This is a genomic window from Saccharicrinis aurantiacus (assembly GCF_001660705.2).
GTDB classification, from domain to species: Bacteria; Bacteroidota; Bacteroidia; order Bacteroidales; family Marinilabiliaceae; genus Saccharicrinis; species Saccharicrinis aurantiacus.
Genome location: NZ_LYBV02000034.1, coordinates 33,446 through 59,426 on the forward strand (window position 1 = coordinate 33,446; position 25,981 = coordinate 59,426).

Sequence of the window (25,981 nt, forward strand, 5' to 3'; positions counted from 1 at the left end):
TAAATAAGAATAGGTTAATTCGAATTGCAGCTATCGAAACGTAGCAAAATAAAAAGAGGTCACCATTATTTTGGTGACCTCTATATTATTAATTCTTTACTTGATCTTCAAACCATTGTAGGTTTTGCGATTTTGGTCTCTCAATTGGCAAACCATACAATCTATCCCATATTAACTGGGTCAATACTCCCAGCGAACGAGATACCCCAAATAGAACAGTATAAATACGATATTCATCAATACCAAAACTTGTTAGTAGAGAACCTGATATGGCATCGACATTAGGCCAAGGATTCTGAACTTTTCCTGTTGACTTTAATACTTCAGGAACTACATTATAAATTTTATTCGCAAGTTTTATATATGGTGTATCAGGTATATACTTATTGGCAAAGTCGAGTTGAACCTGAAACCTTGGATCTGTTTTACGTAAAACAGCATGGCCATAACCTGGTATTACTTGTCCTTTAGCAATAGTTTCTTCAGCATACTTTTTAATTTGCTCTTCTGAAGGATCATCAGTTCCTATTTCTCTTTTTAACTTATTCAGCCAATGCATCACATCTTGATTTGCCATTCCATGCAATGGACCAGCCAGACCATTCATTCCAGCAGCGAAACTATAGTAAGGATTTGAAAGTGCTGAACCTACTAGGTGAGTTGCATGAGCTGAAACATTCCCACCCTCATGATCAGAATGTATGACCATATATAAGCGCATCAACCTTTTGGCCTCCTCGCTACTATGACCCATCATATGTGCAAGATTACCTGCCCAATCAAGACTAGGATCTGCAGCAATATGATTACCATTATGGAATACTCTTCTATATATATAAGCAGCAATAACAGGCAAGCGCGCAATCAAATCCATTACTCCTTCATACATTGGATCCCAATAATCCTTTTTATCCATGCCGGTTAAATGCGCCTTTCTAAACTGTGATTCTGTCGACATCGCTAAAATTGCGTTATTAAACTGAATCATCGGGTGGGCGTCTATTGGTAGAGCTTCAATAACATTGAAAACATGAGATGGTATTGATTGAGCCCTTTGAGCCCACTGATTACTTACATATTTTACATCTTCATTTGTAGGGAGCTCTCCAGTTAACATCAAATAGAAAATCCCTTCAGGTAAAGGTTCTCCATCATCATGCATACGCGGAAGTTTCTCTTTTAGTTCATTTATAGAATACCCTCTAAATCTAATTCCTTCTTCCGGATCAAGCTTTGAAGTACAAGTAAGTAGACCTACAATACCTTTCATTCCAGTTAAAACTTGGCCCATAGTAATCTCTTGAATCACTGTATCACCATGTTCCTTCACTAATTTACGTACGCTTTCAACCTCAGGAGTTGCAATATCTAATAACTTTTTCTTCAAATAATCCATAGAATTTTTTTTGGTGCTATTATCTGGGTATTTATATAACCTTTATCACCACATTAAACGCAAAAACATGACTTTTGTTCTGAAAAAAAGCAACAAAAAAAGGCCACTCTATTGAGTGGCCTCCAAATTAGTTTAATGTACTAATTATGCTTTTTTGATAGCTTTATAACCGTAAACAGCTTTTGAACCTAATTCTTCTTCAATACGAAGCAATTGGTTATACTTAGCCATTCTATCAGAACGACTTAAAGAACCTGTTTTGATTTGTCCTGAGTTGGTTGCAACAGCAATATCTGCAATAGTTGAATCCTCAGTTTCACCTGAACGGTGAGAAGTTACTGAAGTATAACCAGCTCTATGAGCCATTTCAATTGCATTTAAAGTTTCTGTTAAAGAACCGATTTGGTTTACTTTAATAAGAATTGAGTTAGCTGCTCCTAATTCGATACCTTTTTTAAGGTAATCAACGTTTGTTACAAATAAGTCATCACCAACGATTTGGCATTTATCGCCAATTTTGTTGTTTAATGCAACCCATCCGTCCCAGTCATTCTCATCCATTCCATCTTCGATAGAATCAATAGGGAATTTAGCAACTAATTCAGCTAAATATGCAGCTTGCTCTTCTGAGTTACGCTTAACACCATTTGGCTCGAAAATACTATAATCATAGAATCCATCTTTAAAGAACTCTGAAGAAGCACAATCCATAGCAATAGAGATATCACCACCGTCTTCTGCACGACCTGCTTTATAACCAGCGTTATCAATAGCAGTTAAGATACAGTCAATAGCCTCTTCTGTACCTCCTAACATAGGAGCGAAACCACCTTCATCACCTACAGCAGTAGATAAACCTTTTCCTTTAAGAACTTTAGCAAGTGCATGGAATACCTCAGCCCCCATACGTAAACCTTCTTTGAAGCTAGCAGCACCAATTGGACGAATCATAAACTCTTGGAATGCGATAGTAGCATCAGAGTGAGATCCACCATTAATGATGTTCATCATAGGTACAGGAAGCGTACAAGCATTTGTACCACCAATATAACGATATAATGGCATTTCGCAGTACTCTGCTGCAGCTTTAGCTGTTGCTAAAGAAACACCTAAGATTGCGTTAGCTCCTAATTTGCTTTTAGTTGAAGTACCATCTAAGTCAAGCATTTTGTTATCAATACCAACTTGGTCAGTTACATCTTCGCCGATTAAAGCAGGTGCAATAACGTCAATTACGTTAGCAACAGCTTTTTGAACACCTTTACCTAAGTAGCGACCTTTGTCACCATCTCTTAATTCAAGAGCTTCGTGCTCACCAGTTGATGCACCAGAAGGCACAGCAGCACGACCAACAATACCACAATCTAAAGTTACCTCTACTTCAACAGTAGGGTTTCCGCGAGAATCAAGAATCTCACGAGCATGAACATTTGCAATTTGTCCCATAATAATGAAAATATTTAAAAAAAATTGAGTTTCAAATTTCAAAAAAAAAGGACAATTGCGCAATACGCAATTATCCTTTTATATAATATTAAGAATTTAATAATCCACAGGATATATTACTATTCTTTTGTAGTTTCATCAGCAGAAGTTTCTGTTGTTTCTTCTTTTGTATCTTCAACTACAGGAGCGTCAGTTGTAACAGTAGCTGCTTTTTTACTACGTCTACGACGTGTTTTCTTCTCAGCACCGCCTGATTTACCTTCTAACATGTTCTCATTGTAGTCAACTAACTCAATAATACACATTTCGGCATTATCACCTAAACGATTTCCTAATTTTAAGATTCTGGTGTAACCACCTGGTCTCTCACCAACTTTTCCTGCTACTTCTCTAAATAGCTCAGAAACGGCATATTTATCACCTAGGTGACTAAAAACGAGTCTACGTTGTGCTGTAGTATCTTCTTTAGATTTAGTGATAAGTGGCTCAACGTACATACGTAAAGCTTTTGCTTTAGCAACAGTAGTTTTAATTCTCTTATGCATGATAAGAGAAGACGCCATGTTTGCTAACATTGCTTTACGGTGAGCGCTCTTTCTACCTAAATGATTGAACTTTTTTCTATGTCTCATCGCAATTATTCCTTGTCTAATTTGTACTTAGTAATATCCATACCGAAGCTTAAATTCATAACCTGTAAAAGGTCATCAAGCTCTGTAAGAGATTTCTTACCGAAGTTACGGAACTTTAATAGATCGTTACGTTGGAACTGTACAAGCTCTCCTAATGTTTCAACATCAGCAGCCTTTAAACAGTTAAGTGCACGTACCGAAAGGTCCATGTCTACTAACTTCGTTTTTAATAGTTGACGCATATGAAGAACTTCTTCATCAAACTCTTCGTTACCAAATTTCTCGTCAGAATCAAGCGTTATACGCTCATCTGAGAATAACATAAAGTGGTAAATAAGAATTTTAGCAGCTTCTTTTAATGCATCTTTTGGATGGATAGAACCGTCTGTTTCTATTTCAATAACTAATTTTTCGTAATCAGTCTTTTGCTCAACACGATAGTTTTCAATCGCATATTTTACATTACGGACTGGAGTGTATATAGAGTCTATCGCAATAACACCTAGTTCTGAATCTACTAAACGATTTTCTTCTGATGGTACATATCCTCTACCTTTATTGATAGTGATTTCCATTTTGAAGTCAACGTCAGTATTCATCTTGCAGATTACAAGCTCTGGATTTAATACTTCAAATCCAGTCATGAAGTTATTTAACTCACCTGCTTTTAACTCATCCTTCCCCGAGATACTAATAGTTACTTTTTCACTATCAACATCTTCTACAATTTGTTTAAATCTAACTTGCTTAAGGTTAAGAATAATGTCGGCAGCATCGTTAATTACTCCAGGAATTGTTGAAAATTCATGATCAACTCCTTCGATCTTAACAGATGTAATTGCGAAACCTTCTAATGAGGATAACAATATTCTTCTTAAGGCGTTTCCAACGGTAATACCATATCCTGGTTCTAGCGGACGAAATTCGAAGCGACCGAATTGATTGTCCGCTTCAAGCATGATTACTTTATCAGGTTTCTGGAATGCTAATATGGCCATAAGAATTAATTATTTAGAATACAATTCAACGATCAATTGTTCTTTAATGTTTTCTGGAATATCTTCTCTAGTTGGTGTATTTAAGAATTTACCAACTAATGCATTTTGGTCAAACTCTAACCATGAGAAGTCATGAACAGACGAAGCTGCAACAGAATCAGCAATTACTTCAAGAGATTTTGATTTCTCTCTAACTGCGATTACTTGATCAGCTTTTACAGAATATGATGGAATGTTTACAACTTTTCCATCAACAGTTATATGCTTATGAGACACCAATTGACGTGCTGCAGCTCTTGTTGGAGCAATACCTAAACGGTAAACTACGTTATCTAAACGTGACTCTAACAATTCTAGTAAAACTTCACCAGTAATACCTTTAGCACGTGATGCTTTTTTAAACAAATTACTAAATTGCTTTTCTAATACACCATAAGTGTATTTAGCTTTTTGCTTTTCTTTTAACTGGAGACCGTATTCACTAGTCTTTCTACGACGGTTATTACCGTGCTGTCCAGGAGGATAGTTTTTTCTTTCGAAATACTTATCCGAACCATATATTGCCTCACCGAATTTACGGGCAACTTTTGTTTTTGGTCCAATAAATCTAGCCATTCTTCTAAATTTTTGTTATTAAATTTCTGTTTTCGAATTATGAATATGAAGGCCGCGTTATTATAGAGAGGAGGTTCTATATATAATCATTCACAACTCAAAATCCAAGAACTCAATTTATGGTTAATAACTAGTTAATAATTATACTCTACGTCTTTTTGGAGGACGACAACCATTATGTGGTTGTGGTGTGATATCAACAATTTCACTTACTTCAATACCATTTGAATGTAATGAACGAATTGCAGATTCACGACCATTACCTGGTCCTTTCACATATACTTTCACTTTTCTTAAACCTGCATCATGAGCAACTTTTGCACAATCGGCAGCAGCTGTTTGAGCAGCATAAGGAGTGTTCTTTTTAGAACCTCTAAAACCCATTTTACCAGCACTTGACCAAGAAATAACTTGACCAGTTTTGTTAGTTAATGAGATAATAATATTATTGAAAGATGAGTGAATATGTGCTTCTCCTTGAGCCTCAACTTTAACGACTCTTTTTTTCTGACTAGCTGTCTTCTTTGCCATATCTCAATTATTTAGTTGCCTTTTTCTTATTAGCAACAGTTTTCTTCTTCCCTTTACGAGTACGTGCGTTATTCTTTGTAGATTGACCACGTAGGGGTAAACCAATACGATGACGAATTCCACGGTAACAACCGATATCCATCAAACGCTTAATGTTAAGTTGTACTTCTGATCTAAGTTCACCTTCGATCTTATATTCTTCAGAAATAATTTCACGAACTTTTGCAGTTTGTTCGTCAGTCCACTCACTAACCTTTAAGTCAGCTGCAACCTCAGCAGCGCCAAGGATCTTTTGAGCACTTGAACGCCCAATACCAAAAATATATGTTAATGATACCTCTCCTCTTTTGTCAGTAGGTATATCAACCCCAGCAATTCTAGCCATAATGTTATAATTTTATCCTTGACGTTGTTTAAACTTTGGATTTTTTTTGTTAATCACGTATAAGCGACCTTTGCGTTTTACAATCTTGCAGTCGGCGCTTCTCTTCTTAACAGATGCTCTAACCTTCATTTTATTATAGAATTAATTTTTATATCTATACGATATTCTTCCCTTAGTTAAATCATAAGGAGACATTTCTACCTTTACCTTATCTCCAGGAAGAATTTTTATATAGTGCATTCTCATTTTACCTGAGATATGCGCTGTAATAACATGACCATTTTCTAACTCAACCCTAAACATTGCGTTAGAAAGTGATTCAATAATAGTTCCATCTTGTTCTATAGAGGCTTGTTTAGCCATAATAAATATCCTTTTTATTAATTTTCAGACTGCAAAGGTAATATTTCTTCGATAAAATTAAAATTTGATAATATATCTGCACCATTTTTTCTCACAGCAACTGAATGCTCGTAGTGTGCAGATGCTTTTTTATCGATTGTTCTGATGGTCCAACCATCATTTTCCTGAACAATATTTCTCTTACCTAAATTAATCATCGGTTCGATTGCAATTACCATGCCTTCTTTTAACATAGGGCCTGCTCCGCGTTTTCCATAGTTAGGAACCTCTGGTGCTTCATGTAAATTTTTTCCAATCCCATGGCCTACCATTTCTCTAACTACTGAATATCCACGTTCTTCTGCATGATCTTGAATAGCAAATCCAATATCTCCTAATCTATTACCCACAACAGCTTCTTCGATTCCCTTATAAAGGGCTTCTTTTGTTGTAAATAGAAGTTTTTTTAAAGTACTATCAATCTCTCCAACACCAAAAGTGTAGGCTGAATCACCGTAGTAACCATTTTTTAAAACTCCACAATCCACAGAAATAATATCTCCTTCCTTCAAAGGAGTATTATTAGGAATCCCATGTACCACATTTTCGTTTAGAGAGGTACAAAGAGTATTGGGAAACCCCTGGTAATTTAAAAAACCAGGAATTCCACCATTATCTCTAATATATTCTTCAGCAACTTTATCTAATTCTAAAGAGGTAACACCTGGTTTTATCAACCTTGCTACTTCAGCTAAAGCTCTCGCAACAATGCTATTACTCTCTCGAAGAAATTCTATTTCCTCATCAGTCTTAAGATATATCATTGCAATTAATAGATCTCTAGTAAACAGCAGGACCTCCGCCTGTACGCCCTTTAATTCTACCAGACTTCATTAAACCATCATAATGTCTCATTAATAAATGACTTTCGATTTGCTGTAAGGTATCTAATACAACACCAACAAGAATCAACAATGAAGTTCCTCCAAAGAATTGAGCGAACATACGATCTACACCTGCTATCATTGCAAACGCAGGAAGTATTGCTATTAAAGCAAGAAAAACAGAACCTGGTAAAGTAATTTTTGACATTACTGAATCCAAAAACTCTACAGTTTTTTTACCTGGCTTAATACCTGGTATAAAACCTCCATTTTTCTTCATATCCTCAGCCATCTGAGTAGGATTTATTGTAATTGCTGTATAAAAATAGGTAAAGGCAATAATTAATAATGCAAAGATTAAATTATAACCCCAACCTGTAAAATCAGCAAATACTGATGCAAATCCTGTAGCTGTTTCGCTATCAACGAAACCTGCGAATGTTACAGGGATAAACATAATTGCTTGTGCAAAAATGATAGGCATTACCCCTGCAGCATTAACCTTTAAAGGTATATACTGACGAACACCACCATATTGTTTATTCCCTACAATACGTTTTGCGTATTGTACAGGAATACGGCGAGTTCCTTGTACTAATAAAATTGTTCCTGCGAAAACAAAGAAAAGAATCACGAGCTCAATTAGCAACATTACTAAACCTCCGCCTTCTTCAAGACGAGATACAAATTCAGCTACTGCTGCATAAGGTAACCTTGCAATAATACCAATCATAATGATTAACGAGATTCCGTTACCAATACCTTTTTCAGTAATTCTTTCACCTAACCACATCACAAACATGGTACCAGCTGTTAAAATTATAACTGAAGATATTTGGAACATTATTCCTGGAGATGCAATAGCTACTTCTGGTAAATTAGCTAAATATGCAGGTGATTGAAACAAAAGTATGATTACTGTTAGATAACGTGTTATCTGGTTAATCTTACGTCTACCGCTTTCACCTTCTCGCTGTAATCTTTGAAAATAAGGTACAGCAATACCTAATAGTTGAATTACAATAGATGCAGATATGTAAGGCATAATTCCTAATCCAAATACCGAGGCATTAGAAAAGGCTCCTCCAGAAAACATATCTAAAAGTCCCATAACTCCTTCACGAGTTTGGCTTTCAAGTGCACTTAATTTTGTCGGATCAATACCAGGTAATACAACGTATGATCCTAAGCGGTAAATTAATACCAAACCAATAGTTGTTAAAATACGAGATTTTAAATCCTCAATCTTCCAAATGTTGCGAATTGTTTCGATCAGTTTCATTGATTTACAGTTTTACAACGGTTCCCTCAACTGCTTCAATTGCAGTTACCGCTGATTTAGAAAAGGCGTGAGCTTTTACTTCAATTTTTGCAGTAATAGTACCATTACCAAGAATCTTAACTCTGTCATTCTTGTTAATAAAACCAGCTTCAATTAGTGTTTCAACGTCAATTACAGATAGTCCCTTCTTTTCAGCAAGAGTTTGTAATGATTCAACATTTACCGCCTTGTATTCTACACGGTTAATATTTTTGAATCCAAACTTAGGAACACGTCTCTGTAAAGGCATTTGACCACCTTCGAAACCGCTCTTTTTAGAATAACCAGATCTAGACTTGGCACCTTTGTGCCCACGGGTAGATGTACCACCACGACCTGAACCTTGTCCTCTACCAATTCTTTTTCTAGTCTTGGTTGAGCCTTCAGCAGGTTTTAAATTACTTAAGTCCATATCGAATGTTGTCTTAAATCGTTAATATTATTTTTCTACACTAACCAGGTGTTTCACCTTTTCAACCATACCAAGAATTTGAGGTGTTGCCTCAAATTCTTTAGTTGCGTTAATTTTAGTTAGCCCAAGAGCAGTCAAAGTTCTTTTTTGACGTTCGGTTGAACCGATTTTGCTCTTTAATTGAGTTACTTTAATTTTAGCCATCTTACGCTTGTTAACCGTTAAATACTTTGTCTAACGAAACGCCTCTTTGCTGTGCTACAGTTTTAGCATCTCTTAATTCACTAAGAGCATTAATTGTAGCTTTTACAAGATTATGTGGGTTTGAAGAACCTTTTGACTTAGCCAAAACGTCTGTTACACCAACACTCTCTAGTACAGCACGCATCGCACCACCAGCCTTAACTCCGGTACCATGTGAAGCTGGTTTCATGAAAACACTTGCACCACCAAATCTGCAATATTGCTCGTGAGGAATTGTACCATGTAAAACTGGTACTTTAACTAAGTTTTTCTTAGCTGCCTCAATACCTTTTGCAATTGCACTGGTAACTTCGCCTGCTTTACCTAAACCCCAACCTACAATACCGTTCTCGTTTCCAACTACGACAATAGCAGAAAAACTGAAAGTTCTACCACCTTTGGTAACTTTTGTTACACGGTTGATGGCAACTAAACGGTCCTTTAATTCAAGGTCGTTATTACTTTTTACTTTTTGATTATCTCCTGCCATAGTTATTAAAATTTAAGACCTGCTTCACGAGCAGCGTCAGCTAATTGTTTAACTCTACCATGATATAAATATCCACCACGATCAAAAACAACTGTTTCGATACCAGCACCTTTAGCTTTGTCAGCAATTGCTTTACCAACTAGGCCAGCTTGATCACCTTTAGTAACTTTTTGTGCAGCCACTTCTTTTTCAAGAGATGAGGCAGCAACAATAGTCTTTCCAGTAACATCATCGATAAGCTGAACAGAAATTTGTTTGTTGCTTCTGAAAACCGACATACGAGGTTTTTCAGCAGTACCAGAGATTTTCCCTCTGATACTCTTTTTTATTTTTAGTCTTCTTTCTACTTTAGAAAAAGCCATAATTCAAATTTTAATCAGATTAAACTTTTGCAGATTTACCAGCCTTACGTCTGATTTGTTCACCCACAAAACGAACACCTTTACCTTTATAAGGCTCTGGTTTACGTAGAGAGCGGATTTTTGCACAAACCTGACCAAGCAATTGCTTGTCTGCAGACTCTAATGTAATAATCGGATTACTCTTTCTGTCGGTTACAGCCTCTACTTTAATTTCAGAAGGCAACTGCATGTGTATTGGGTGAGAGTATCCTAATGAAAGTTCAAGAATTTGTCCTTGGTTAGTAGCTCTATAACCTACACCAACTAATTCCATTTTCTTAACAAAACCTTTAGATACACCCTCTACCATATTGTTAATAAGAGAGCGATATAATCCGTGTTGTGCTTTTTGCTCACCTGAATCGTTCGCACGTGTTAACACAACTTGGTTATCTTCAATTTCAACTGTTAACTTGGGATTAACTTCTTGAGTTAATTCTCCTTTTGGTCCCTTAACGGTTACTACGTTGTCTTTGCTTGTTACAGTAACACCGGCAGGGATCATCACAGGTTGTTTTCCTATCCTTGACATAATAAATCCTCCTTTGTTAGTAAACGAAACATAAAACTTCACCGCCTACTTGTTCTTTTCTTGCTTCTTTATCAGTCATTACACCTTTTGAAGTTGAAAGAATGGCGATACCTAAACCGTTAAGTACTCTTGGAATAGTTTTGTACCCAGTATACTTACGTAAACCTGGAGTACTGACTCTTTTAAGAGTTTTGATTGCAGAAGTCTTTGATTTTGGATCGTACTTCAATGCAATTTTGATGATTCCTTGCTTGTCATCTTCTACAAATTTGTAGTTAAGAACATAACCTTTGTCGTATAACAACTTAGTTATCTCTTTTTTAAGATTTGATGCCGGAATCTCAACAACTTTGTGATTTGCCATGATGGCATTTCTAACTCTCGTTAGAAAATCTGCTATTGGATCTGTCATTTTAAAAAAGTTTAAATTAATCCCGAATCCCGGGACAATATTTATACTTGAAACCTAAATTAATTCTTACCAGCTGGCTTTTCTTACTCCAGGGATTAAACCTGCAGCAGCCATTTCACGGAATTGAATTCTGCTCAAACCGAATTGTCTCATGTATCCTTTCGGACGACCTGTGATCTTACAACGGTTGTGCATGCGTACTGGAGACGCATTCTTAGGTAACTTTTGTAACCCTTCATAGTCTCCAGCCTCTTTCAATGCCGCTCTTTTCTCAGCGTATTTGGCAACAAGTTTAGCTCTTTTTACTTCGCGAGCTTTCATTGATTCCTTTGCCATATCTAACTCTTTTTTACGTTTTTAAATGGTAACCCGAAGCCTTTTAATAAAGCAAAAGCTTCCTCATCGGTATTTCCAGAGGTCACAAAGGTAATATTCATCCCCAAAATCTTACTAACATTGTCAATATTTATTTCAGGAAAGATAATTTGCTCCTCGATACCTAAGGTATAATTTCCACGACCATCAAGTTTGCTGTTAATTCCTTTAAAATCACGAATACTTGGTAAAGAAACGCGAATTAATCTTTCAAGGAATTCATACATGTTTTCTTTTCTTAATGTTACTCTAACTCCAATTGGCATTTTCTTACGCAATTTGAAGTTCGAGACATCTTTCTTAGAAAGTGTAGGAACAGCTTTTTGACCTGTAATGGCAGTAAGCTCATTAATTGCAATATCAATCATTTTTTTGTCAGCTACTGCTTGACCTAAACCTTGATTGATTACAATTTTTTCTAATTTAGGAACTTGCATTACACTTTTGTAATCAAATTCTTTCATTAATGCAGGAACAACTTGTTCCTTATACATCGTTTTTAAACTAGTGGTATTGCTCATTACTTGATCTCCTCCCCTGATTTTTTAGCGAATCTTACTAATTTTCCTTCTTCGTTAGCTTTACGACCTATACGTGTAGCTGTACCTTGTGAAGGATCTTTAAGATTCAAGTTAGAAACGTGGATAGGAGCTTCTTGCTTAACAATTCCGCCCTGAGGGTTATCAGCGTTAGGCTTAGCATGTTTTGAAACCATGTTAATACCTTCCACGATAGCTCTATTCTTAGCTGTAATAACTTCTAGAACTTTCCCTTCTTGTCCTTTATATTCTCCGGCGTTAACTATAACGGTATCGCCTTTTTTGATATGTAACTTTCCCATTGCTATCTTCTTTAATAAATTATAGCACTTCAGGAGCCAGTGAAACGATTTTCATAAATCCTTCACGTAACTCTCTGGCAACAGGGCCGAAGATACGTGTTCCTCTAATTTCGCCAGCTGTATTTAATAATACACATGCGTTATCGTCGAAACGGATATAAGAACCGTCAGCTCTTCTGATTTCTTTTTTTGTACGAACAACTACTGCCTTTGTAACAGTACCTTTCTTCATTTCAGTAGAAGGAGTGGCACTTTTAACAGTTACAACGATACGGTCTCCGATAGAAGCGTATCGTTTTTTAGTACCACCAAGTACTCTAATGCAGAGTACTTCTTTGGCGCCACTATTATCGGCAACAGCCAATCTGGATTCTTGCTGTATCATGATTACTTAGCTCTTTCGATAATTTCTACTACTCTCCAACGCTTAGTTTTACTAAGTGGTCGAGTTTCCATAATTTTCACAGTATCGCCTGCATTGCAGTCGTTTTTCTCATCATGTGCGTGAAACTTTTTAGTTTTCTTCACGAACTTACCATAGATGGGGTGCTTTTCACGGATTTCTACTGCTACTACAATAGATTTATCCATTTTGCTACTTGCAACAACACCGACACGCTCTTTTCTTAAGTTTCTTTTTTCCATCACTTAAACTATTTTTCGGTTGTTTGCTTTTGTTGCAAAATTGTTTGCATACGAGCAATATTTTTACGTAAGCTTCTTATCTGCATTGGGTTCTCCAATGGAGATATGCTATGATTGAGTTCTAAACGTACAAGTTCGCCGCGCTCGGTCTCAATCTTCTCGATGATCTCTTCGATCGTCAATTCTTTAATTTCCGAAGTCTTCATACTTATGCGTTTTGTGATTCAACATAGTCTCGTCTTACAACGAATTTAGTAGTAACAGGCAATTTTTGAGCTGCTAAACGCAATGCTTCTTTTGCTGTTTCATATGGAACACCGTCACACTCGATAATAATTCTACCAGGTGTAACTGGGGCAACAAAACCTTCTGGAGCACCTTTACCTTTACCCATACGAACCTCTGCAGGTTTTTTAGTAATTGGCTTATCAGGAAATACTCTAATCCAGATTTGTCCTTGACGTTGCATATAACGGGTTACTGCGATACGTGCCGCCTCAATTTGGCGACCAGTAAGCCATTTTGTTTGTAAGGCTTTAATACCAAAAGATCCGAATGCTAGTTGCGCGCCACGTTGAGCTTCGCCTTTCATTCTACCTTTTTGCCTTCTTCTGTATTTAACTTTCTTTGGTTGTAACATCTTTCTAACCTATTTACATTAGTTGATGACTACTTTCTTCTCTTCTTGAAGTTTCCACCTTTACGACCGTTATCTTTGGTAGCGAAGTTTGGAGATAAATCTGGTTTCCCGTAGATTTCACCTTTACAAATCCAAACTTTAATACCTAATAACCCCGTTTTAGTAAGAGCTTCAGCTTGAGCGTAATCAATATTTGCACGGAATGTATGAAGAGGAGTACGTCCTTCTTTATACATTTCTGAACGAGCCATTTCAGCTCCATTCAAACGGCCTGATACTTGAATTTTGATACCTTCTGCTCCCATTCTCATGGTTGCTGCGATAGCCATTTTAACGGCACGACGGAAAGCGATACGGCCTTCTAATTGACGTGCAATGTTATTTGCTACGATGATTGCATCTAATTCTGGTCTCTTAACCTCAAAAATGTTGATTTGAACCTCCTTGTCGGTGATCTTTTTCAACTCTTCTTTTAGTTTATCAACCTCCTGGCCACCTTTACCAATAATGATACCCGGACGAGCCGTGTGAACAGTAATAGTGATCAGTTTAAGCGTACGTTCAATAACAATTCTCGAAATACTAGCTTTTGCTAGACGCGCGTTTAAGTATTTACGGATTTTAGTATCTTCTAATAACTTATCACCGTAATTCTTTCCGCCAAACCAGTTAGAATCCCATCCTCTGATGATTCCTAATCGGTTACTAATTGGATTTACTTTTTGTCCCATCTAGCTAATTAATTTTCTTGTTTTTCAACGTTGCTATCAATATAAATGGTTACATGGTTTGATCTTTTTCTGATGCGATGAGCACGCCCTTGTGGAGCTGGTCTCAATCTTTTTAACATTCTTGCTGAATCAACGTTAATTGATTTTACAACAAGGTTAGCATCTTCCATGCGTACCCCCTCATTTTTCTCCTTCCAGTTTGCAATAGCAGATAGAAGTAACTTTTCTACTCGACGAGAAGCTTCTTTTGATGAAAACTTCAATAAGTCAAGAGCTAAATTTACTTCTTTACCTCTGATCATATCTGCAACCAGGCGCATTTTACGCGGAGAAGTAGGCACATTGCGAAGTGAAGCAAAGCTTACTTGCTTTTTGGCTTCCTTATTTTTTTCTGCTGCGAGTCTTTTTCTTGCACCCATTTTTAATTCTCTTTATTAAAAATTACTTTTTAGGTTACTATTTCTTATTCTTTCCGTGACCTCTATAGGTACGTGTTGGAGAAAATTCACCTAATTTGTGACCTACCATATTCTCGGTCACGTAAACAGGAATAAACTTATTTCCGTTGTGCACTGCGATAGTATGTCCTACAAAATCAGGAGATATCATCGATGCTCTTGCCCATGTCTTAATTACTGATTTTTTACCAGACTCGTTTTGTGTTGCCACTTTACGGTCAAGTTTATAATCGATAAAAGGGCCTTTTTTTAGTGATCTACTCATTAGTCCTTCAGATTACTTTTTACGTCTTTCAACAATGTACTTACTAGAAGCTTTCTTCTTATCACGAGTTTTAAACCCTTTAGCAAGAACTCCAGTACGAGATCTTGGGTGACCTCCAGACTGACGTCCTTCACCACCACCCATTGGGTGATCAACTGGGTTCATCGCTACACCACGAACGCGAGGACGACGACCTAACCAACGAGAACGACCTGCTTTACCAGATCTCTCTAAGGCGTGATCAGAATTTCCTACAGCTCCGATTGTAGCACGACATGTGATAAGAACCATTCTTGTTTCACCTGAAGGTAACTTTACGATAGCGAATTTACCATCGCGAGCAGCCAATTGAGCAAATGTACCTGCACTACGTGCCATAATTCCACCCTGTCCTGGGCGCAACTCAATGTTGTGAATAATCGTTCCTAATGGAATCTCGCTTAGTAATAGAGTATTTCCAACGTCTGGAGTAACTCCAGCACCTGAATTTACTTCTTGACCAACTTCAAGACCATTTGGAGCGAGAATATAACGCTTCTCACCGTCAGCATAATTTAACAACGCGATTCTTGCGCTACGATTTGGATCGTACTGAATAGAATCAACGATTGCTTTCACACCGTCTTTATTTCTCTTGAAATCGATTACCCTGTAACGTCTCTTATGTCCCCCACCGATGTAACGCATCGTCATTTTTCCGGTGTTATTTCTACCGCCGGACTTTTTTATGGGTTCCAGTAAGGACTTCTCTGGTGTACTTGAGGTAATCGTATCAAATGCACCAATAACTTTGTGTCTCTGCCCCGGTGTTGTGGGCTTTAGCTTTCTTACTGCCATTTTAATTAAATATTGCTATAAAAATCAATCTTATCTCCTTCAACCAAGGTAACAATTGCTTTTTTGAACGCAGCAGTTTTACCTGCTTGCACACCACTTTTTGTATAGCGAGTTTTTACTTTACCAGCATATACCATAGTGTTTACATCTTCAACAGTTACATTGTACATTTCCTCAACCGCAGCTTTAATTTGTAGTTTGTTAGCGCTTTTGGCTACTACAAATCCGAAACGATTTAATTTATCGCTCTGTTCGTTGAGTTTTTCAGTAACTAATGGCTTAATTAATATTTGCATTTTTAAATCTCCTTAAGCTTTTAATTAAATATTACCTATTCCTTCAACTGAACTTTCAACAAGAACAATAGTTCCGGCTTTCATAATACTATAAGTATTCAATTCAGCTAATGTTGCTACTTCCGACTTAGGAATGTTACGTGATGCTAAATAAACGTTTTTGTTAGCTTCATTGAAGATAACTAATGAACGTTTTCCATCAACTTTAAGATCTTTACGGATCTGAGCAAATTCTTTTGTCTTAGCTGATTCCATGTTGAAATCCTCTACTACAATAATCCCGCCAGTTTTTGCTTTGTATGATAAAGCTGACTTACGAGCCAACTCTTTTAACTTCGCATTTAACTTAAATCCGTAGTTACGTGGACGTGGACCAAAAGCTCTACCACCACCTCTAAATACAGGTGACTTAATGCTACCAGCACGTGCTGTACCAGTACCTTTTTGCTTTTTGATTTTACGTGTACTACCTACAATCTCAGCTCTCTCTTTTGACTTGTGGGTTCCTTGACGTTGATTTGCTAGGAACTGTTTTACATCAAGATAGATCGCGTGATCATTAGGCTCAATACCGAATACTGAATCAGATAATTCAACAGTTTTTCCGGTCTCTTCTCCTTTTATACTTAATACCTTTAGTTCCATTACATTTCAACAATTACATATGAACCTTTTGCTCCTGGAACTGAACCTTTAACGATAATAAGGTTGTTCTCTGGAACCACTTTCAATACTCTAAGGCTTTCTACCTTTACTCTATCGCCACCCATACGGCCAGCCATGCGCATTCCTTTAAATACACGAGCAGGGTAAGATGCTGCACCAATAGAACCTGGAGCTCTAAGACGGTTGTGTTGTCCATGGGTTGCACCACCAACACCACCAAAACCGTGACGCTTAACTACACCTTGAAAACCTTTTCCTTTAGAAGTACCAACTACATCAACAAATGAATCTTCAGTGAAGATTTCAACTGTTACTTCGTCTCCTAAATTAAACTCTTGTTCGAAACCTTTGAATTCAACAACACTTCTCTTTGGTGTTACGCCGGCCTTTTTAAAGTGACCTAACACTGGCTGAGGAGTATTCTTCTCTCTTTTGTCGTCGAACGCCAGCTGCACAGCCTCATACCCGTCAGTTTCCACAGTTTTAATTTGTGTAACTACGTTTGGGCCTGCTTCGATAACAGTGCATGGTATGTTTTTCCCATCGGCACTGAAAACGGAAGTCATTCCGATTTTTTTTCCAATTAATCCTGGCATTGTTACTAAATATTAAATATTAAATAATCGATTCAAGTAACTCGTACTTTCGGCTGACGAGTTACTCGAACTTATTTGTTTATTCTCAGACTTTAATTTCAACTTCTACTCCACTAGGAAGTTCTAACTTCATTAAAGCATCGATAGTTTTAGCTGTTGAGCTATAGATATCGATTAAACGCTTGTATGAAGAAAGTTGGAATTGCTCTCTTGATTTTTTGTTTACGAACGTTGAACGTAACACTGTAAATACTCTTTTGTGAGTTGGTAATGGAATTGGACCACTTACAACAGCACCAGTAGTTTTTACTGTCTTAACGATTTTCTCAGCTGACTTGTCAACTAAGTTATGATCGTAAGACTTTAATTTGATTCTTATTTTTTGACTCATCTTGAGATCTAATTATAATAATTCTACTTTTCCTTCAGCTTCTTTTACTACTTCTTGAGCAATGGCTTTAGAAACTCCTTCGAAGTGTGAGAACACCATTGATGAAGTTGCACGACCAGATGAAATAGTACGTAAAGCAGTTACATATCCGAACATTTCGGCTAGAGGCACTTTAGCTTTTACTACACGAGCACCAGCTTTAGATTCCATTCCTTCTACTTGGCCACGACGCTTGTTAAAGTCACCGATGATATCTCCCATATACTCTTCAGGAGTAACAACTTCAACTTTCATTAATGGCTCAAGTAAAACTGGCTTAGCTTTCATACATGCTTGTTTGAAGGCTTGACGACCAGCAATCTCAAATGATAATTGATCAGAATCGACAGGGTGGAAAGATCCGTCTGTAAGTGTTACTTTAAGACTATCAACAACAAAACCAGCTAATACACCGTTTATCATTGCATCTTTAAAACCTTTCTCAACTGAAGGAACATATTCTTTAGGTACATTACCACCTTTGATAGTACTTACGAACTCTAATCCTTCTTTACCTTCATCGGCAGGACCAACAGTTACGTGAATATCAGCAAACTTACCACGACCACCAGACTGCTTTTTAAACACCTCACGATGATCAACAGTTTGAGTAATTGTTTCTTTGTAAGTTACCTGTGGACGACCTTGGTTACACTCTACTTTGAACTCACGCTTCAAACGATCAATGATAATTTCAAGGTGAAGCTCACCCATACCACTAATTACAGTTTGACCGCTATCCTCGTCAGTTTGAACACGGAATGTTGGATCTTCCTCAGCTAATTTACCAAGAGCTACACCCATTTTATCCATATCCTTTTGCGACTTAGGCTCTACAGCCACACCAATTACAGGCTCTGGAAAATCCATAGACTCTAAAGTAATTGGGTTTTTCTCGTCACAAAGAGTATCTCCAGTACGAATATCTTTAAAACCAACTCCAGCACAAATATCACCTGCTTCAATTACATCTTGAGGCATTTGCTTGTTTGCTTTCATTTGGTATAAACGTGAAATACGTTCTTTTTTCTGTGTACGTGAATTTAACGCATATGAACCAGCCTCTAATTTACCAGAGTAAATACGCATAAATGCTAAACGACCTACGAATGGGTCAGTAGCAATTTTAAATGCTAAAGCAGAAAATGGCGCTTCAGCATCATGCGGACGGCTAGTTTCTTCACCTGTATCTAAATCTGTACCTGTAATTGCAGGAACATCAGTAGGAGCAGGTAAGAATGCCATAACGTAATCCAATAAACGTTGAACACCTTTATTTTTAAAGGCAGAACCACATAACATTGGAGTAATTGTTCTTTCGATAGTAGCTACACGAATAGCCTCAAGCATTTCTTCCTTAGTGATAGAATCTGGATCTTCGAAATAACGCTCCATCAACTCTTCATTAGACTCAGCAACAGCTTCAACAAGTTTGTCTCTATACTCTTTTGCTTCCTCTTTTAAGTTTTCAGGAATTTCTTGGAACTCATAACGAGAACCCATTTGCGCATCGTCAAACCAAACTACAGCTTTATTTTCGATAAGGTCAACAACCCCTTCGAAAGTTTCTTCAGCTCCAATAGGAATTTGAAGAGGAATAGGATTAGCTCCTAACATCTCCTTAACTTGCTTAACTACCTCAAAGAAATTAGCACCAGAACGGTCCATTTTATTAACAAAACCGATACGTGGTACACCATATTTATCTGCTTGTCTCCAAACAGTCTCTGATTGAGGCTCAACACCACCTACTGCACAGAAAACTGCAACAGCACCATCAAGCACACGTAATGAACGCTCTACCTCTACAGTAAAATCAACGTGTCCTGGAGTATCAATGATGTTTACTTTATATGACTCATTATTATAGTTCCAGTTAGTAGTAACAGCAGCAGAAGTAATTGTAATACCTCTTTCTTGCTCTTGCTCCATCCAGTCCATTGTAGCCGCACCATCGTGTACCTCACCAATTTTGTGAGTAATACCAGTGTAAAACAAGATACGCTCTGTAGTCGTAGTTTTACCGGCATCGATGTGAGCCATAATACCAATATTTCTGGTATATTTTAAATCTGTACTTGCCATTTTATTTAATTCTTAAAGATTAGTAAGATATTAGAATCTAAAGTGAGCAAACGCTCTATTAGCCTCTGCCATCCTGTGCATATCTTCTTTCTTTTTGAAGGCTCCACCTTCATTGTTATAAGCCGCAACAATTTCAGCAGACATTTTTTCTGCCATAGATTTACCACTACGCTTACGAGCAAAAAGAATCAAGTTTTTCATTGCAACTGAAACTTTTCTAGATGGGCGAATCTCAGTAGGAACCTGAAATGTAGCACCACCAACTCTACGAGACTTAACCTCGACAGCAGGAGTGATATTTTCTAAACCTTTTTTCCACATTTCCAAAGGAGTCTTTCCTTCTTTCTCAGCTTTTTCAGCCATGCGATCTAAGGCATCGTAAAAAATACCATAAGCGGTAGATTTTTTACCATCAATCATTAAGTTATTAATGAATTGTGTAACCAAAGTATCATTAAACTTTGGATCTGGAAGCAATATTCGCTTCTTTGGTTTCCCTTTTCTCATCTTTCTTGTTTATTAGTTTCTTATTGGCTGTTAATATCTGTGCCTATGTCTTCAAAAGTGATACATCACCTTTTACTCAACCGTTTCAATTCAACTACCAATAAACAAAACTTAATGTCAAACATTAATTAATTACTTCTTAGCATCTTTCGGACGCTTAGTTCCGTATTTAGAACGACGCTGAGTACGACCCTCTACACCTGAAGCATCTAAAGCCCCACGAACTAAGTGATAACGAACCCCTGGAAGATCTTTTACTCTACCTCCACGTACTAATACAATAGAGTGCTCTTGTAAATTGTGACCCTCTCCTGGAATGTAAGCATTCACTTCTTTCCCGTTTGTCAAACGAACCCTAGCAACTTTTCTCATTGCCGAGTTTGGTTTCTTAGGTGTAGTTGTGTACACCCTTACACAAACGCCTCTTCGTTGCGGACAAGCATCTAGCGCTCTAGACTTACTTTTCTCAACTAACTGAGTACGGCCTTTGCGAACTAACTGTTGAATTGTTGGCATATAACTATATTTGTTTAAATAAAATTTTCATTATCAACGCTTTTCAGCGACTTCCCATCTTAATAAAACATACTGATTTACAGTAGTTTTTACACATTTAGACAAAAAAGCGATGCAAAAGTACTAATTTTCAATTAATAAACACCATACATGTGCTTGTTTTTTCAAATTATTGTCGGATTTAACAAATTATAATATCTACGGAATGAGCAAGATAGACCTCAGAATAATCACAACTGCAAGTTTTAGGGTACATATTCTATATGATTATTGAAAAAAAGCTTCAAATATCAATAGTTCAATAGTTTCTTTTAAAAAACCTAAGAATAAATTACACTATCATATGCCAACTTATAACTTTAGGGCAATTGATGCATATTGACATCATGATATACAAACACAAGTAAGTTTACTTTAAAATATACATGAATATTATAGGTTAAAGCAAAATGTTAACATTCTGATAATCTATAATAAATAAAAACAGCCTACACAATATTTATTATATTTGCGCCAAATTCTTTTATTAACTAGAATAAAAAAAGAACTTTTGTTCTTTAAAACTGCACGTATATTCAAATTATACTCTGTGCTAAACACATTAAAAACACAATGAAAGCATTTGTATTTCCTGGGCAAGGTGCCCAATTCGTTGGTATGGGAAAAGACCTATACGAGAATTCAGAAATGGCTAAAGAACTTCTTGAAAAAGCCAATGATATTTTAGGTTTCAGAATTACTGACCTGATGTTTGCTGGCACTGATGAAGACTTAAAGCAAACAAAAGTTACACAACCTGCTATATTTTTACACTCAGTTTTATTAGCTAAAACAATGGGTGAAGATTTTAAACCTGAAATGGTTGCTGGTCACTCATTAGGTGAATTTAGCGCATTAGTTGCTGCAGAAGCAATGTCGTTTGAAGATGGTTTAAAATTAGTTTCACAACGTGCTCAAGCAATGCAAAAAGCATGTGAAGCTGAACCTTCTACTATGGCTGCAATTATTGGATTAGAAGATTCTGTAGTTGAAGAAGTATGTGCAAGTATTGACGAAGTTGTTGTAGCTGCAAACTACAACTGCCCAGGACAACTTGTAATCTCTGGTTCTTTTGCTGGTATAGATAAAGCTTGCGAGGTTTTAACTGAGAAAGGTGCAAAGAGAGCTCTAAAACTTCCTGTAGGAGGAGCATTTCACTCACCATTAATGGAACCTGCTAGAGTTGAATTAGCAGCTGCGATTGAAGCAACGGAAATAAAAAATCCGGTGTGCCCAATCTATCAAAATGTTAATGCAGAGGCAAACACCGATGCTGCTACAATAAAAGAAAACCTAGTAGCACAATTAACGGGTGCTGTAAAGTGGACTCAAACTGTTCAGAATATGATTGCTGATGGCGCTGATTCATTTACTGAAGTAGGTCCTGGAAAAGCATTGCAAGGTATGATTAAAAAAGTTGACCGTAAAATGGCTGTTGCCGGAGTTAGCAGTTTATAAAAATATACCTTTTACAAAGGTTTAAAGCCGGAGGTAAGCACCTTCGGCTTTTTTGTATCCCTATTTCGTAAACTAAAATACAAACCTATTTAGATATAATTCACAGTAAACTCACATCTACCTATAAATAAGAGGCAGTTACGCTTCGTTTACCCATAAATTCAAATACATTTAACTGGAAGATAGTTTGCTAAATGAAAAACCCGAAAACATATTTGTCATCGGGTTATATTCATCACTTAAGTAGAATCAATATTTCTAATAAAGAAGCTCATTGATAATTACCTACATAAAAATAACTAACAATTCTAATACTTAACCTAAGTAAGCACTATACATCCATACTAATTTTTCCTGTTCTCGGATGTAATCGCTCATTAAAGCTCCTGTTCCCTCATCGCCGGCATCTCCTGCAGCCTCAAGAATATTACGTTGCTTTGTAATCAAAATAGAGAACGATTCCAACAAACTTTTAATAGCCTCAGTACCGTCAGTAATATTATGAGCTGCTTTTATATCGCTTACTTTAAGGTATTCTTCAAAGGTATGTGTAGGCACACCTCCTAAGGTTAATACTCTTTCTGCAACCTCATCAACTTTGATTACTAGGTCGTCGTATTGCTCTTCAAACTTTGCATGTAATTCAAAAAAATTGGCTCCCTTAATATTCCAATGAAACCCTCTTACATTCATATAGAATAATTGATAATTAGAAAGTAAATCATTTAACTCTCTTACTAATGCTATTGCCTTCTCACTATTTAATCCAATCTTATTCATAATCTCAATATTTTAAGTGTTTTATTTTCTTTGAACACTACAAATATGAGGCTCTTCATAATATCAATCAAACTGATTTTATCTATGCGGTAATAGATAATATTTATATTCACAACAGCAAACCTATGTTACTTACTAATTTCTTCGAGTACCTTTACCTTGAAACTTAATTCTAAATACAGGTTAGTATCCTCATTTAACTTACCCACAATTCCACCTTCAATTGTGCTTTTATTAGCATCATAGTTAAATTCGGTAATGCCAAATTGCGCACCCTCATCCGACTGAATATTCAATACTCTATTATCCTTTAATTTCTTAACCATACTAAAATTTAATTCAACCAGGCTATCTTTTCTTGCGTCTTGAATAATAAAGAAATCTGTTGTGCAAAAGAAGTTTGCCATATTTAATACTGAAGATCGATTGTAAACATTAAACTCTTTTATAAAAACAGCATCTTCAACATATTTAATAACGGTATTGTCTCCTAAATCGGAATACTCTAAATTAAATGATTCATCAATAACAGTTCCATCACTCAAAAGCCCACGAACAACCCCTTTAACATAGCCATTCTTACTTTCTATTTGATCTTTTTTGACATAATCGCCTTTTTTACAAGACATAACACCACCACACAGTACTACCAACAAAGCAGCTACTAATTTATTAACACTCATACAATAACGATTTTCTGCGCCTTGAACTAAGGCCATTTACAAATTGACTTTTGTAATTTTCACGAAGGGGTGCACAAATATATTACAAATTATTAAAGTTAAAATGCAATGATAATGTAATACCAAAAACATCATCAAATGATTGATATAAGAAGTAATGAATTTTAGGATCACACGATTATAGAAGATTTATTAGACCTAGATTTAAAAGTCTTACTATTTTTATGCAAAATAAACCATGATAATGCGAAAGGAATACGATTTTATTGGAACCGTTGATATCCCAAATGATGCTTTATATGGCATACATTCAGTAAGAGCACAGGATAACTTTCCGGATAACACATGCTTTCATAAAGAATGGTATCAGGCTGTAGGAACTGTTAAGGAAGCTTGCTACGTATCTTATAAGAACTTTAAAATTGCTACACAGTCAAAATTTGGAGATGCACACAAACATCCGTTTATGAACGATGCAACTATTGATGCACTTATTAAAGGAGCAAAAGATGTGGCACTCGGAAAACACTACAATAACTTCATTGTTCCTGCCATGCAAGGAGGTGCTGGCACAAGTATCAATTTAAACATTAATGAAATAATCACTAATGTAGCACTTGGCTCATTGGGGTATAAAATTGGTGATTACTCACAGATTGACCCCATAGAATCGGCTAATATCTTTCAATCAACCAACGATATTATTCCGACCGCACTAAAAGTAGCCTCAATGCAACTACTAAACGATTTGGATAAATGCATTGATGGATCATTACGCTGCCTGGAGAAAATTGAAAGTGCAACCAGAAATAGGCTTCGGATTGCATATACTCAAATGCAGGCAGCCGTGCCTAGTTCATACAACAAATTATTTAGTGCCTATAACAACGCATTATCTCGAGATTGGTGGCGCGTTAGTAAATGTAATGAGCGAATTAAAGAAGTGAACCTTGGTGGTGGTGCCATAGGTACTGGCATGAGTATCCCATCCTATTTTATTATTGAAGCTACAAAACAACTTCAACGAATAACAGGATTACCCCTGACTCGATCAGAAAACCTAATGGATACAACCTCAAATTTAGATGTATATGTTGAGGTACATGCCACACTTAAATCACACGCAGTAAACCTTGAAAAGATGGTTGCTGATTTAAGACTTTTAAGTTCTGACTTATTTATTGATCAAGAGCTCACTATTGCACAAAAACAAGTGGGAAGTTCCATTATGCCAGGCAAGATAAACCCGGTAATTAGTGAGTTTGTAATTTCTGCCGCACATAAGATTTATGCGAACGATTTGCTAATTTCAAATTTATGCGGTCAAGGATGCCTAGAATTAAATGCATACATTCCTACAATAGGTCATGCTTTAATCGATAGCTTAAAACTATTAATTGCCTGTAATAAAACCATCACGCAAAATTTGCTTAAGGATATACAATTCAAAAAAAATGACACTATAGAGACAGTATTGAAAAATCCTTCAATTACAACGGCACTCAGCCCTTACATTGGCTATCACAAAGCTGCTGAGTTGGCGCAATACATGAAAACAAAAAACACTTCTATTTTAGATGCAAATAAAGTCTTAAAAGCTATCTCAGACAGCAAGCTGAACGAAATCTTACAACCAGCGTTCTTATTAAAGTTAGGTTATAGAATTGACGACTTATAAATAAACTAAAAACTGGATTATGGCTGGTGAAACAAATTTAAGCAAACTCCTAAAAGGAATGACTCCTAAGCTAAACGAAGGCTCTTATGTTTTTGTAACTGTTACCGATCCTTCGGTAGTTGAGAGAAGTGATACTTTATGCGAATTTAAAGAAGCCGAAAGCACCACTCTCATTATAAAACAACAAAAAGCAGATGAGCTTTTGTTAAAATACGACTATGTAGCTTCTTGGATTAGTCTTGAAATTCATTCTTCTTTAGATGCAGTAGGGTTAACAGCAGCCTTCTCTAATGCTTTAGCCGAACACAATATAAGTTGCAACGTAGTGGCCGCATATTATCACGACCATATATTTGTTAATAAAAACGATGCTGAGGAGGCTATGAATATCCTGAGTAAATTCTCAGACTAATCA

40 protein-coding genes are annotated in these 25,981 nt (G+C 36.5%); 3 read left to right on the forward strand and 37 right to left on the reverse strand.

The features are described 5' to 3' along the window. Positions 1–88 precede the first annotated feature (88 nt). The 35 genes from A8B35_RS16765 to rpsL all read right to left on the reverse strand — a co-directional run bounded on the left by A8B35_RS16765 (position 89) and on the right by rpsL (position 20,928). Entirely contained in the window at positions 89–1,396 is a 1,308-nt protein-coding gene (locus tag A8B35_RS16765; protein ID WP_068474246.1) for a citrate (Si)-synthase, read from the reverse strand. A gap of 144 nt (positions 1,397–1,540) precedes the next feature. Continuing rightward, a complete protein-coding gene (eno, locus tag A8B35_RS16770) occupies positions 1,541–2,842 on the reverse strand; it encodes a phosphopyruvate hydratase (RefSeq protein WP_068474248.1) in 1,302 nt (433 codons plus the stop codon). A gap of 119 nt (positions 2,843–2,961) precedes the next feature. Beyond that, the gene (gene rplQ / locus A8B35_RS16775) at positions 2,962–3,474 is read right to left on the reverse strand and encodes a 50S ribosomal protein L17 (RefSeq protein WP_068474251.1); all 513 of its coding nucleotides are present in this window, start codon (positions 3,472–3,474) and stop codon (positions 2,962–2,964) included. 5 nt (positions 3,475–3,479) lie between these two features. After that, on the reverse strand, positions 3,480–4,472 hold the full coding sequence (locus A8B35_RS16780; protein WP_068474254.1) for a DNA-directed RNA polymerase subunit alpha: 993 nt from the start codon (positions 4,470–4,472) through the stop codon (positions 3,480–3,482). A gap of 9 nt (positions 4,473–4,481) precedes the next feature. Further along, positions 4,482–5,087 (reverse strand): 30S ribosomal protein S4, encoded by a 606-nt coding sequence (gene rpsD, locus A8B35_RS16785; RefSeq protein ID WP_068474256.1) that lies wholly within the window; start codon positions 5,085–5,087, stop codon positions 4,482–4,484. A gap of 141 nt (positions 5,088–5,228) precedes the next feature. Then, on the reverse strand, positions 5,229–5,618 hold the full coding sequence (gene rpsK, locus A8B35_RS16790; RefSeq protein WP_068474258.1) for a 30S ribosomal protein S11: 390 nt from the start codon (positions 5,616–5,618) through the stop codon (positions 5,229–5,231). 7 nt (positions 5,619–5,625) lie between these two features. Then, a complete protein-coding gene (gene rpsM / locus A8B35_RS16795) occupies positions 5,626–6,003 on the reverse strand; it encodes a 30S ribosomal protein S13 (protein ID WP_068474260.1) in 378 nt (125 codons plus the stop codon). A 12-nt stretch (positions 6,004–6,015) separates the two neighbouring features. Continuing rightward, positions 6,016–6,132: a type B 50S ribosomal protein L36 gene (gene ykgO, locus A8B35_RS16800; RefSeq protein WP_071792536.1), complete on the reverse strand. Its 117-nt coding sequence runs from the start codon at positions 6,130–6,132 to the stop codon at positions 6,016–6,018. Between the two features lie 12 nt (positions 6,133–6,144). Beyond that, on the reverse strand, positions 6,145–6,366 hold the full coding sequence (infA, locus tag A8B35_RS16805; RefSeq protein ID WP_068474262.1) for a translation initiation factor IF-1: 222 nt from the start codon (positions 6,364–6,366) through the stop codon (positions 6,145–6,147). Positions 6,367–6,383: 17 nt separating this feature from the next. After that, positions 6,384–7,169, reverse strand: a complete 786-nt coding sequence (map, locus tag A8B35_RS16810; protein ID WP_068474264.1) for a type I methionyl aminopeptidase — start codon at positions 7,167–7,169, stop codon at positions 6,384–6,386. 16 nt (positions 7,170–7,185) lie between these two features. Then, positions 7,186–8,511: a preprotein translocase subunit SecY gene (gene secY, locus A8B35_RS16815; RefSeq protein WP_068474267.1), complete on the reverse strand. Its 1,326-nt coding sequence runs from the start codon at positions 8,509–8,511 to the stop codon at positions 7,186–7,188. 4 nt (positions 8,512–8,515) lie between these two features. After that, positions 8,516–8,962 (reverse strand): 50S ribosomal protein L15, encoded by a 447-nt coding sequence (rplO, locus tag A8B35_RS16820; protein ID WP_068474269.1) that lies wholly within the window; start codon positions 8,960–8,962, stop codon positions 8,516–8,518. A gap of 27 nt (positions 8,963–8,989) precedes the next feature. Further along, positions 8,990–9,166 carry a 50S ribosomal protein L30 gene (gene rpmD, locus A8B35_RS16825; RefSeq protein WP_068474271.1) on the reverse strand — a complete coding sequence of 59 codons (177 nt, stop codon included), beginning with the start codon at positions 9,164–9,166 and terminating at the stop codon, positions 8,990–8,992. 10 nt (positions 9,167–9,176) lie between these two features. After that, positions 9,177–9,695 carry a 30S ribosomal protein S5 gene (rpsE, locus tag A8B35_RS16830; protein ID WP_068474281.1) on the reverse strand — a complete coding sequence of 173 codons (519 nt, stop codon included), beginning with the start codon at positions 9,693–9,695 and terminating at the stop codon, positions 9,177–9,179. A 5-nt stretch (positions 9,696–9,700) separates the two neighbouring features. After that, positions 9,701–10,057, reverse strand: coding sequence for a 50S ribosomal protein L18 (gene rplR, locus A8B35_RS16835; RefSeq protein ID WP_068474283.1), 357 nt, complete (start codon positions 10,055–10,057; stop codon positions 9,701–9,703). 19 nt (positions 10,058–10,076) lie between these two features. After that, on the reverse strand, positions 10,077–10,628 hold the full coding sequence (rplF, locus tag A8B35_RS16840; RefSeq protein WP_068474285.1) for a 50S ribosomal protein L6: 552 nt from the start codon (positions 10,626–10,628) through the stop codon (positions 10,077–10,079). A gap of 16 nt (positions 10,629–10,644) precedes the next feature. Beyond that, positions 10,645–11,040: a 30S ribosomal protein S8 gene (gene rpsH, locus A8B35_RS16845; RefSeq protein WP_068474286.1), complete on the reverse strand. Its 396-nt coding sequence runs from the start codon at positions 11,038–11,040 to the stop codon at positions 10,645–10,647. A gap of 66 nt (positions 11,041–11,106) precedes the next feature. Beyond that, positions 11,107–11,376: a 30S ribosomal protein S14 gene (gene rpsN, locus A8B35_RS16850; protein ID WP_068474289.1), complete on the reverse strand. Its 270-nt coding sequence runs from the start codon at positions 11,374–11,376 to the stop codon at positions 11,107–11,109. A 2-nt stretch (positions 11,377–11,378) separates the two neighbouring features. Further along, positions 11,379–11,936 (reverse strand): 50S ribosomal protein L5, encoded by a 558-nt coding sequence (gene rplE, locus A8B35_RS16855; protein WP_068474292.1) that lies wholly within the window; start codon positions 11,934–11,936, stop codon positions 11,379–11,381. Then, positions 11,936–12,256: a 50S ribosomal protein L24 gene (gene rplX / locus A8B35_RS16860; protein WP_068474295.1), complete on the reverse strand. Its 321-nt coding sequence runs from the start codon at positions 12,254–12,256 to the stop codon at positions 11,936–11,938. Before rplX ends, rplE begins: the two co-directional genes overlap by 1 nt. 19 nt (positions 12,257–12,275) lie before the next feature. Then, positions 12,276–12,641 carry a 50S ribosomal protein L14 gene (gene rplN / locus A8B35_RS16865; protein WP_068474298.1) on the reverse strand — a complete coding sequence of 122 codons (366 nt, stop codon included), beginning with the start codon at positions 12,639–12,641 and terminating at the stop codon, positions 12,276–12,278. Positions 12,642–12,643: 2 nt separating this feature from the next. After that, on the reverse strand, positions 12,644–12,901 hold the full coding sequence (gene rpsQ, locus A8B35_RS16870; protein WP_068474301.1) for a 30S ribosomal protein S17: 258 nt from the start codon (positions 12,899–12,901) through the stop codon (positions 12,644–12,646). An 8-nt stretch (positions 12,902–12,909) separates the two neighbouring features. Then, complete coding sequence (gene rpmC / locus A8B35_RS16875) at positions 12,910–13,107, reverse strand: 50S ribosomal protein L29 (protein ID WP_068474304.1); 198 nt, start codon at positions 13,105–13,107, stop codon at positions 12,910–12,912. A 2-nt stretch (positions 13,108–13,109) separates the two neighbouring features. Continuing rightward, a complete protein-coding gene (rplP, locus tag A8B35_RS16880; RefSeq protein ID WP_068474306.1) occupies positions 13,110–13,541 on the reverse strand; it encodes a 50S ribosomal protein L16 in 432 nt (143 codons plus the stop codon). A gap of 29 nt (positions 13,542–13,570) precedes the next feature. Continuing rightward, the gene (gene rpsC / locus A8B35_RS16885) at positions 13,571–14,272 is read right to left on the reverse strand and encodes a 30S ribosomal protein S3 (RefSeq protein ID WP_068474309.1); all 702 of its coding nucleotides are present in this window, start codon (positions 14,270–14,272) and stop codon (positions 13,571–13,573) included. A gap of 8 nt (positions 14,273–14,280) precedes the next feature. Continuing rightward, a complete protein-coding gene (gene rplV / locus A8B35_RS16890) occupies positions 14,281–14,691 on the reverse strand; it encodes a 50S ribosomal protein L22 (RefSeq protein WP_068474312.1) in 411 nt (136 codons plus the stop codon). Positions 14,692–14,728: 37 nt separating this feature from the next. Further along, positions 14,729–14,995: a 30S ribosomal protein S19 gene (gene rpsS / locus A8B35_RS16895; RefSeq protein ID WP_068474314.1), complete on the reverse strand. Its 267-nt coding sequence runs from the start codon at positions 14,993–14,995 to the stop codon at positions 14,729–14,731. A gap of 12 nt (positions 14,996–15,007) precedes the next feature. Continuing rightward, positions 15,008–15,832, reverse strand: coding sequence for a 50S ribosomal protein L2 (gene rplB / locus A8B35_RS16900; protein ID WP_068474316.1), 825 nt, complete (start codon positions 15,830–15,832; stop codon positions 15,008–15,010). 5 nt (positions 15,833–15,837) lie between these two features. Continuing rightward, positions 15,838–16,128: a 50S ribosomal protein L23 gene (gene rplW, locus A8B35_RS16905; protein ID WP_068474318.1), complete on the reverse strand. Its 291-nt coding sequence runs from the start codon at positions 16,126–16,128 to the stop codon at positions 15,838–15,840. A gap of 24 nt (positions 16,129–16,152) precedes the next feature. Next, positions 16,153–16,773: a 50S ribosomal protein L4 gene (gene rplD / locus A8B35_RS16910; RefSeq protein ID WP_068474319.1), complete on the reverse strand. Its 621-nt coding sequence runs from the start codon at positions 16,771–16,773 to the stop codon at positions 16,153–16,155. Beyond that, positions 16,773–17,390: a 50S ribosomal protein L3 gene (rplC, locus tag A8B35_RS16915; RefSeq protein WP_068474322.1), complete on the reverse strand. Its 618-nt coding sequence runs from the start codon at positions 17,388–17,390 to the stop codon at positions 16,773–16,775. Before rplC ends, rplD begins: the two co-directional genes overlap by 1 nt. An 85-nt stretch (positions 17,391–17,475) precedes the next feature. Further along, on the reverse strand, positions 17,476–17,781 hold the full coding sequence (gene rpsJ, locus A8B35_RS16920; protein WP_027472457.1) for a 30S ribosomal protein S10: 306 nt from the start codon (positions 17,779–17,781) through the stop codon (positions 17,476–17,478). Between the two features lie 12 nt (positions 17,782–17,793). Next, on the reverse strand, positions 17,794–19,905 hold the full coding sequence (gene fusA / locus A8B35_RS16925) for an elongation factor G (RefSeq protein WP_068474326.1): 2,112 nt from the start codon (positions 19,903–19,905) through the stop codon (positions 17,794–17,796). Between the two features lie 30 nt (positions 19,906–19,935). Continuing rightward, a complete protein-coding gene (gene rpsG, locus A8B35_RS16930) occupies positions 19,936–20,412 on the reverse strand; it encodes a 30S ribosomal protein S7 (protein WP_068474328.1) in 477 nt (158 codons plus the stop codon). A gap of 132 nt (positions 20,413–20,544) precedes the next feature. After that, positions 20,545–20,928, reverse strand: a complete 384-nt coding sequence (rpsL, locus tag A8B35_RS16935) for a 30S ribosomal protein S12 (RefSeq protein ID WP_068474333.1) — start codon at positions 20,926–20,928, stop codon at positions 20,545–20,547. 612 nt (positions 20,929–21,540) lie between these two features. Here rpsL and fabD point away from each other — a divergent pair. Then, positions 21,541–22,425 (forward strand): ACP S-malonyltransferase, encoded by an 885-nt coding sequence (gene fabD / locus A8B35_RS16940; RefSeq protein ID WP_068474335.1) that lies wholly within the window; start codon positions 21,541–21,543, stop codon positions 22,423–22,425. Positions 22,426–22,740: 315 nt separating this feature from the next. Here fabD and A8B35_RS16945 read toward each other — a convergent pair whose 3' ends face one another. Both A8B35_RS16945 and A8B35_RS16950 read right to left on the reverse strand, forming a co-directional pair. Then, positions 22,741–23,205, reverse strand: coding sequence for a Dps family protein (locus A8B35_RS16945; RefSeq protein WP_068474337.1), 465 nt, complete (start codon positions 23,203–23,205; stop codon positions 22,741–22,743). A gap of 128 nt (positions 23,206–23,333) precedes the next feature. Beyond that, a complete protein-coding gene (locus A8B35_RS16950) occupies positions 23,334–23,888 on the reverse strand; it encodes a hypothetical protein (protein ID WP_139314925.1) in 555 nt (184 codons plus the stop codon). A gap of 244 nt (positions 23,889–24,132) precedes the next feature. Here A8B35_RS16950 and A8B35_RS16955 point away from each other — a divergent pair, with 244 nt between their 5' ends. Continuing rightward, complete coding sequence (locus A8B35_RS16955; protein ID WP_068474871.1) at positions 24,133–25,566, forward strand: lyase family protein; 1,434 nt, start codon at positions 24,133–24,135, stop codon at positions 25,564–25,566. Positions 25,567–25,585: 19 nt separating this feature from the next. Beyond that, positions 25,586–25,978, forward strand: a complete 393-nt coding sequence (locus A8B35_RS16960) for an ACT domain-containing protein (protein WP_068474354.1) — start codon at positions 25,586–25,588, stop codon at positions 25,976–25,978. The last annotated feature ends 3 nt before the right edge of the window (positions 25,979–25,981 follow it).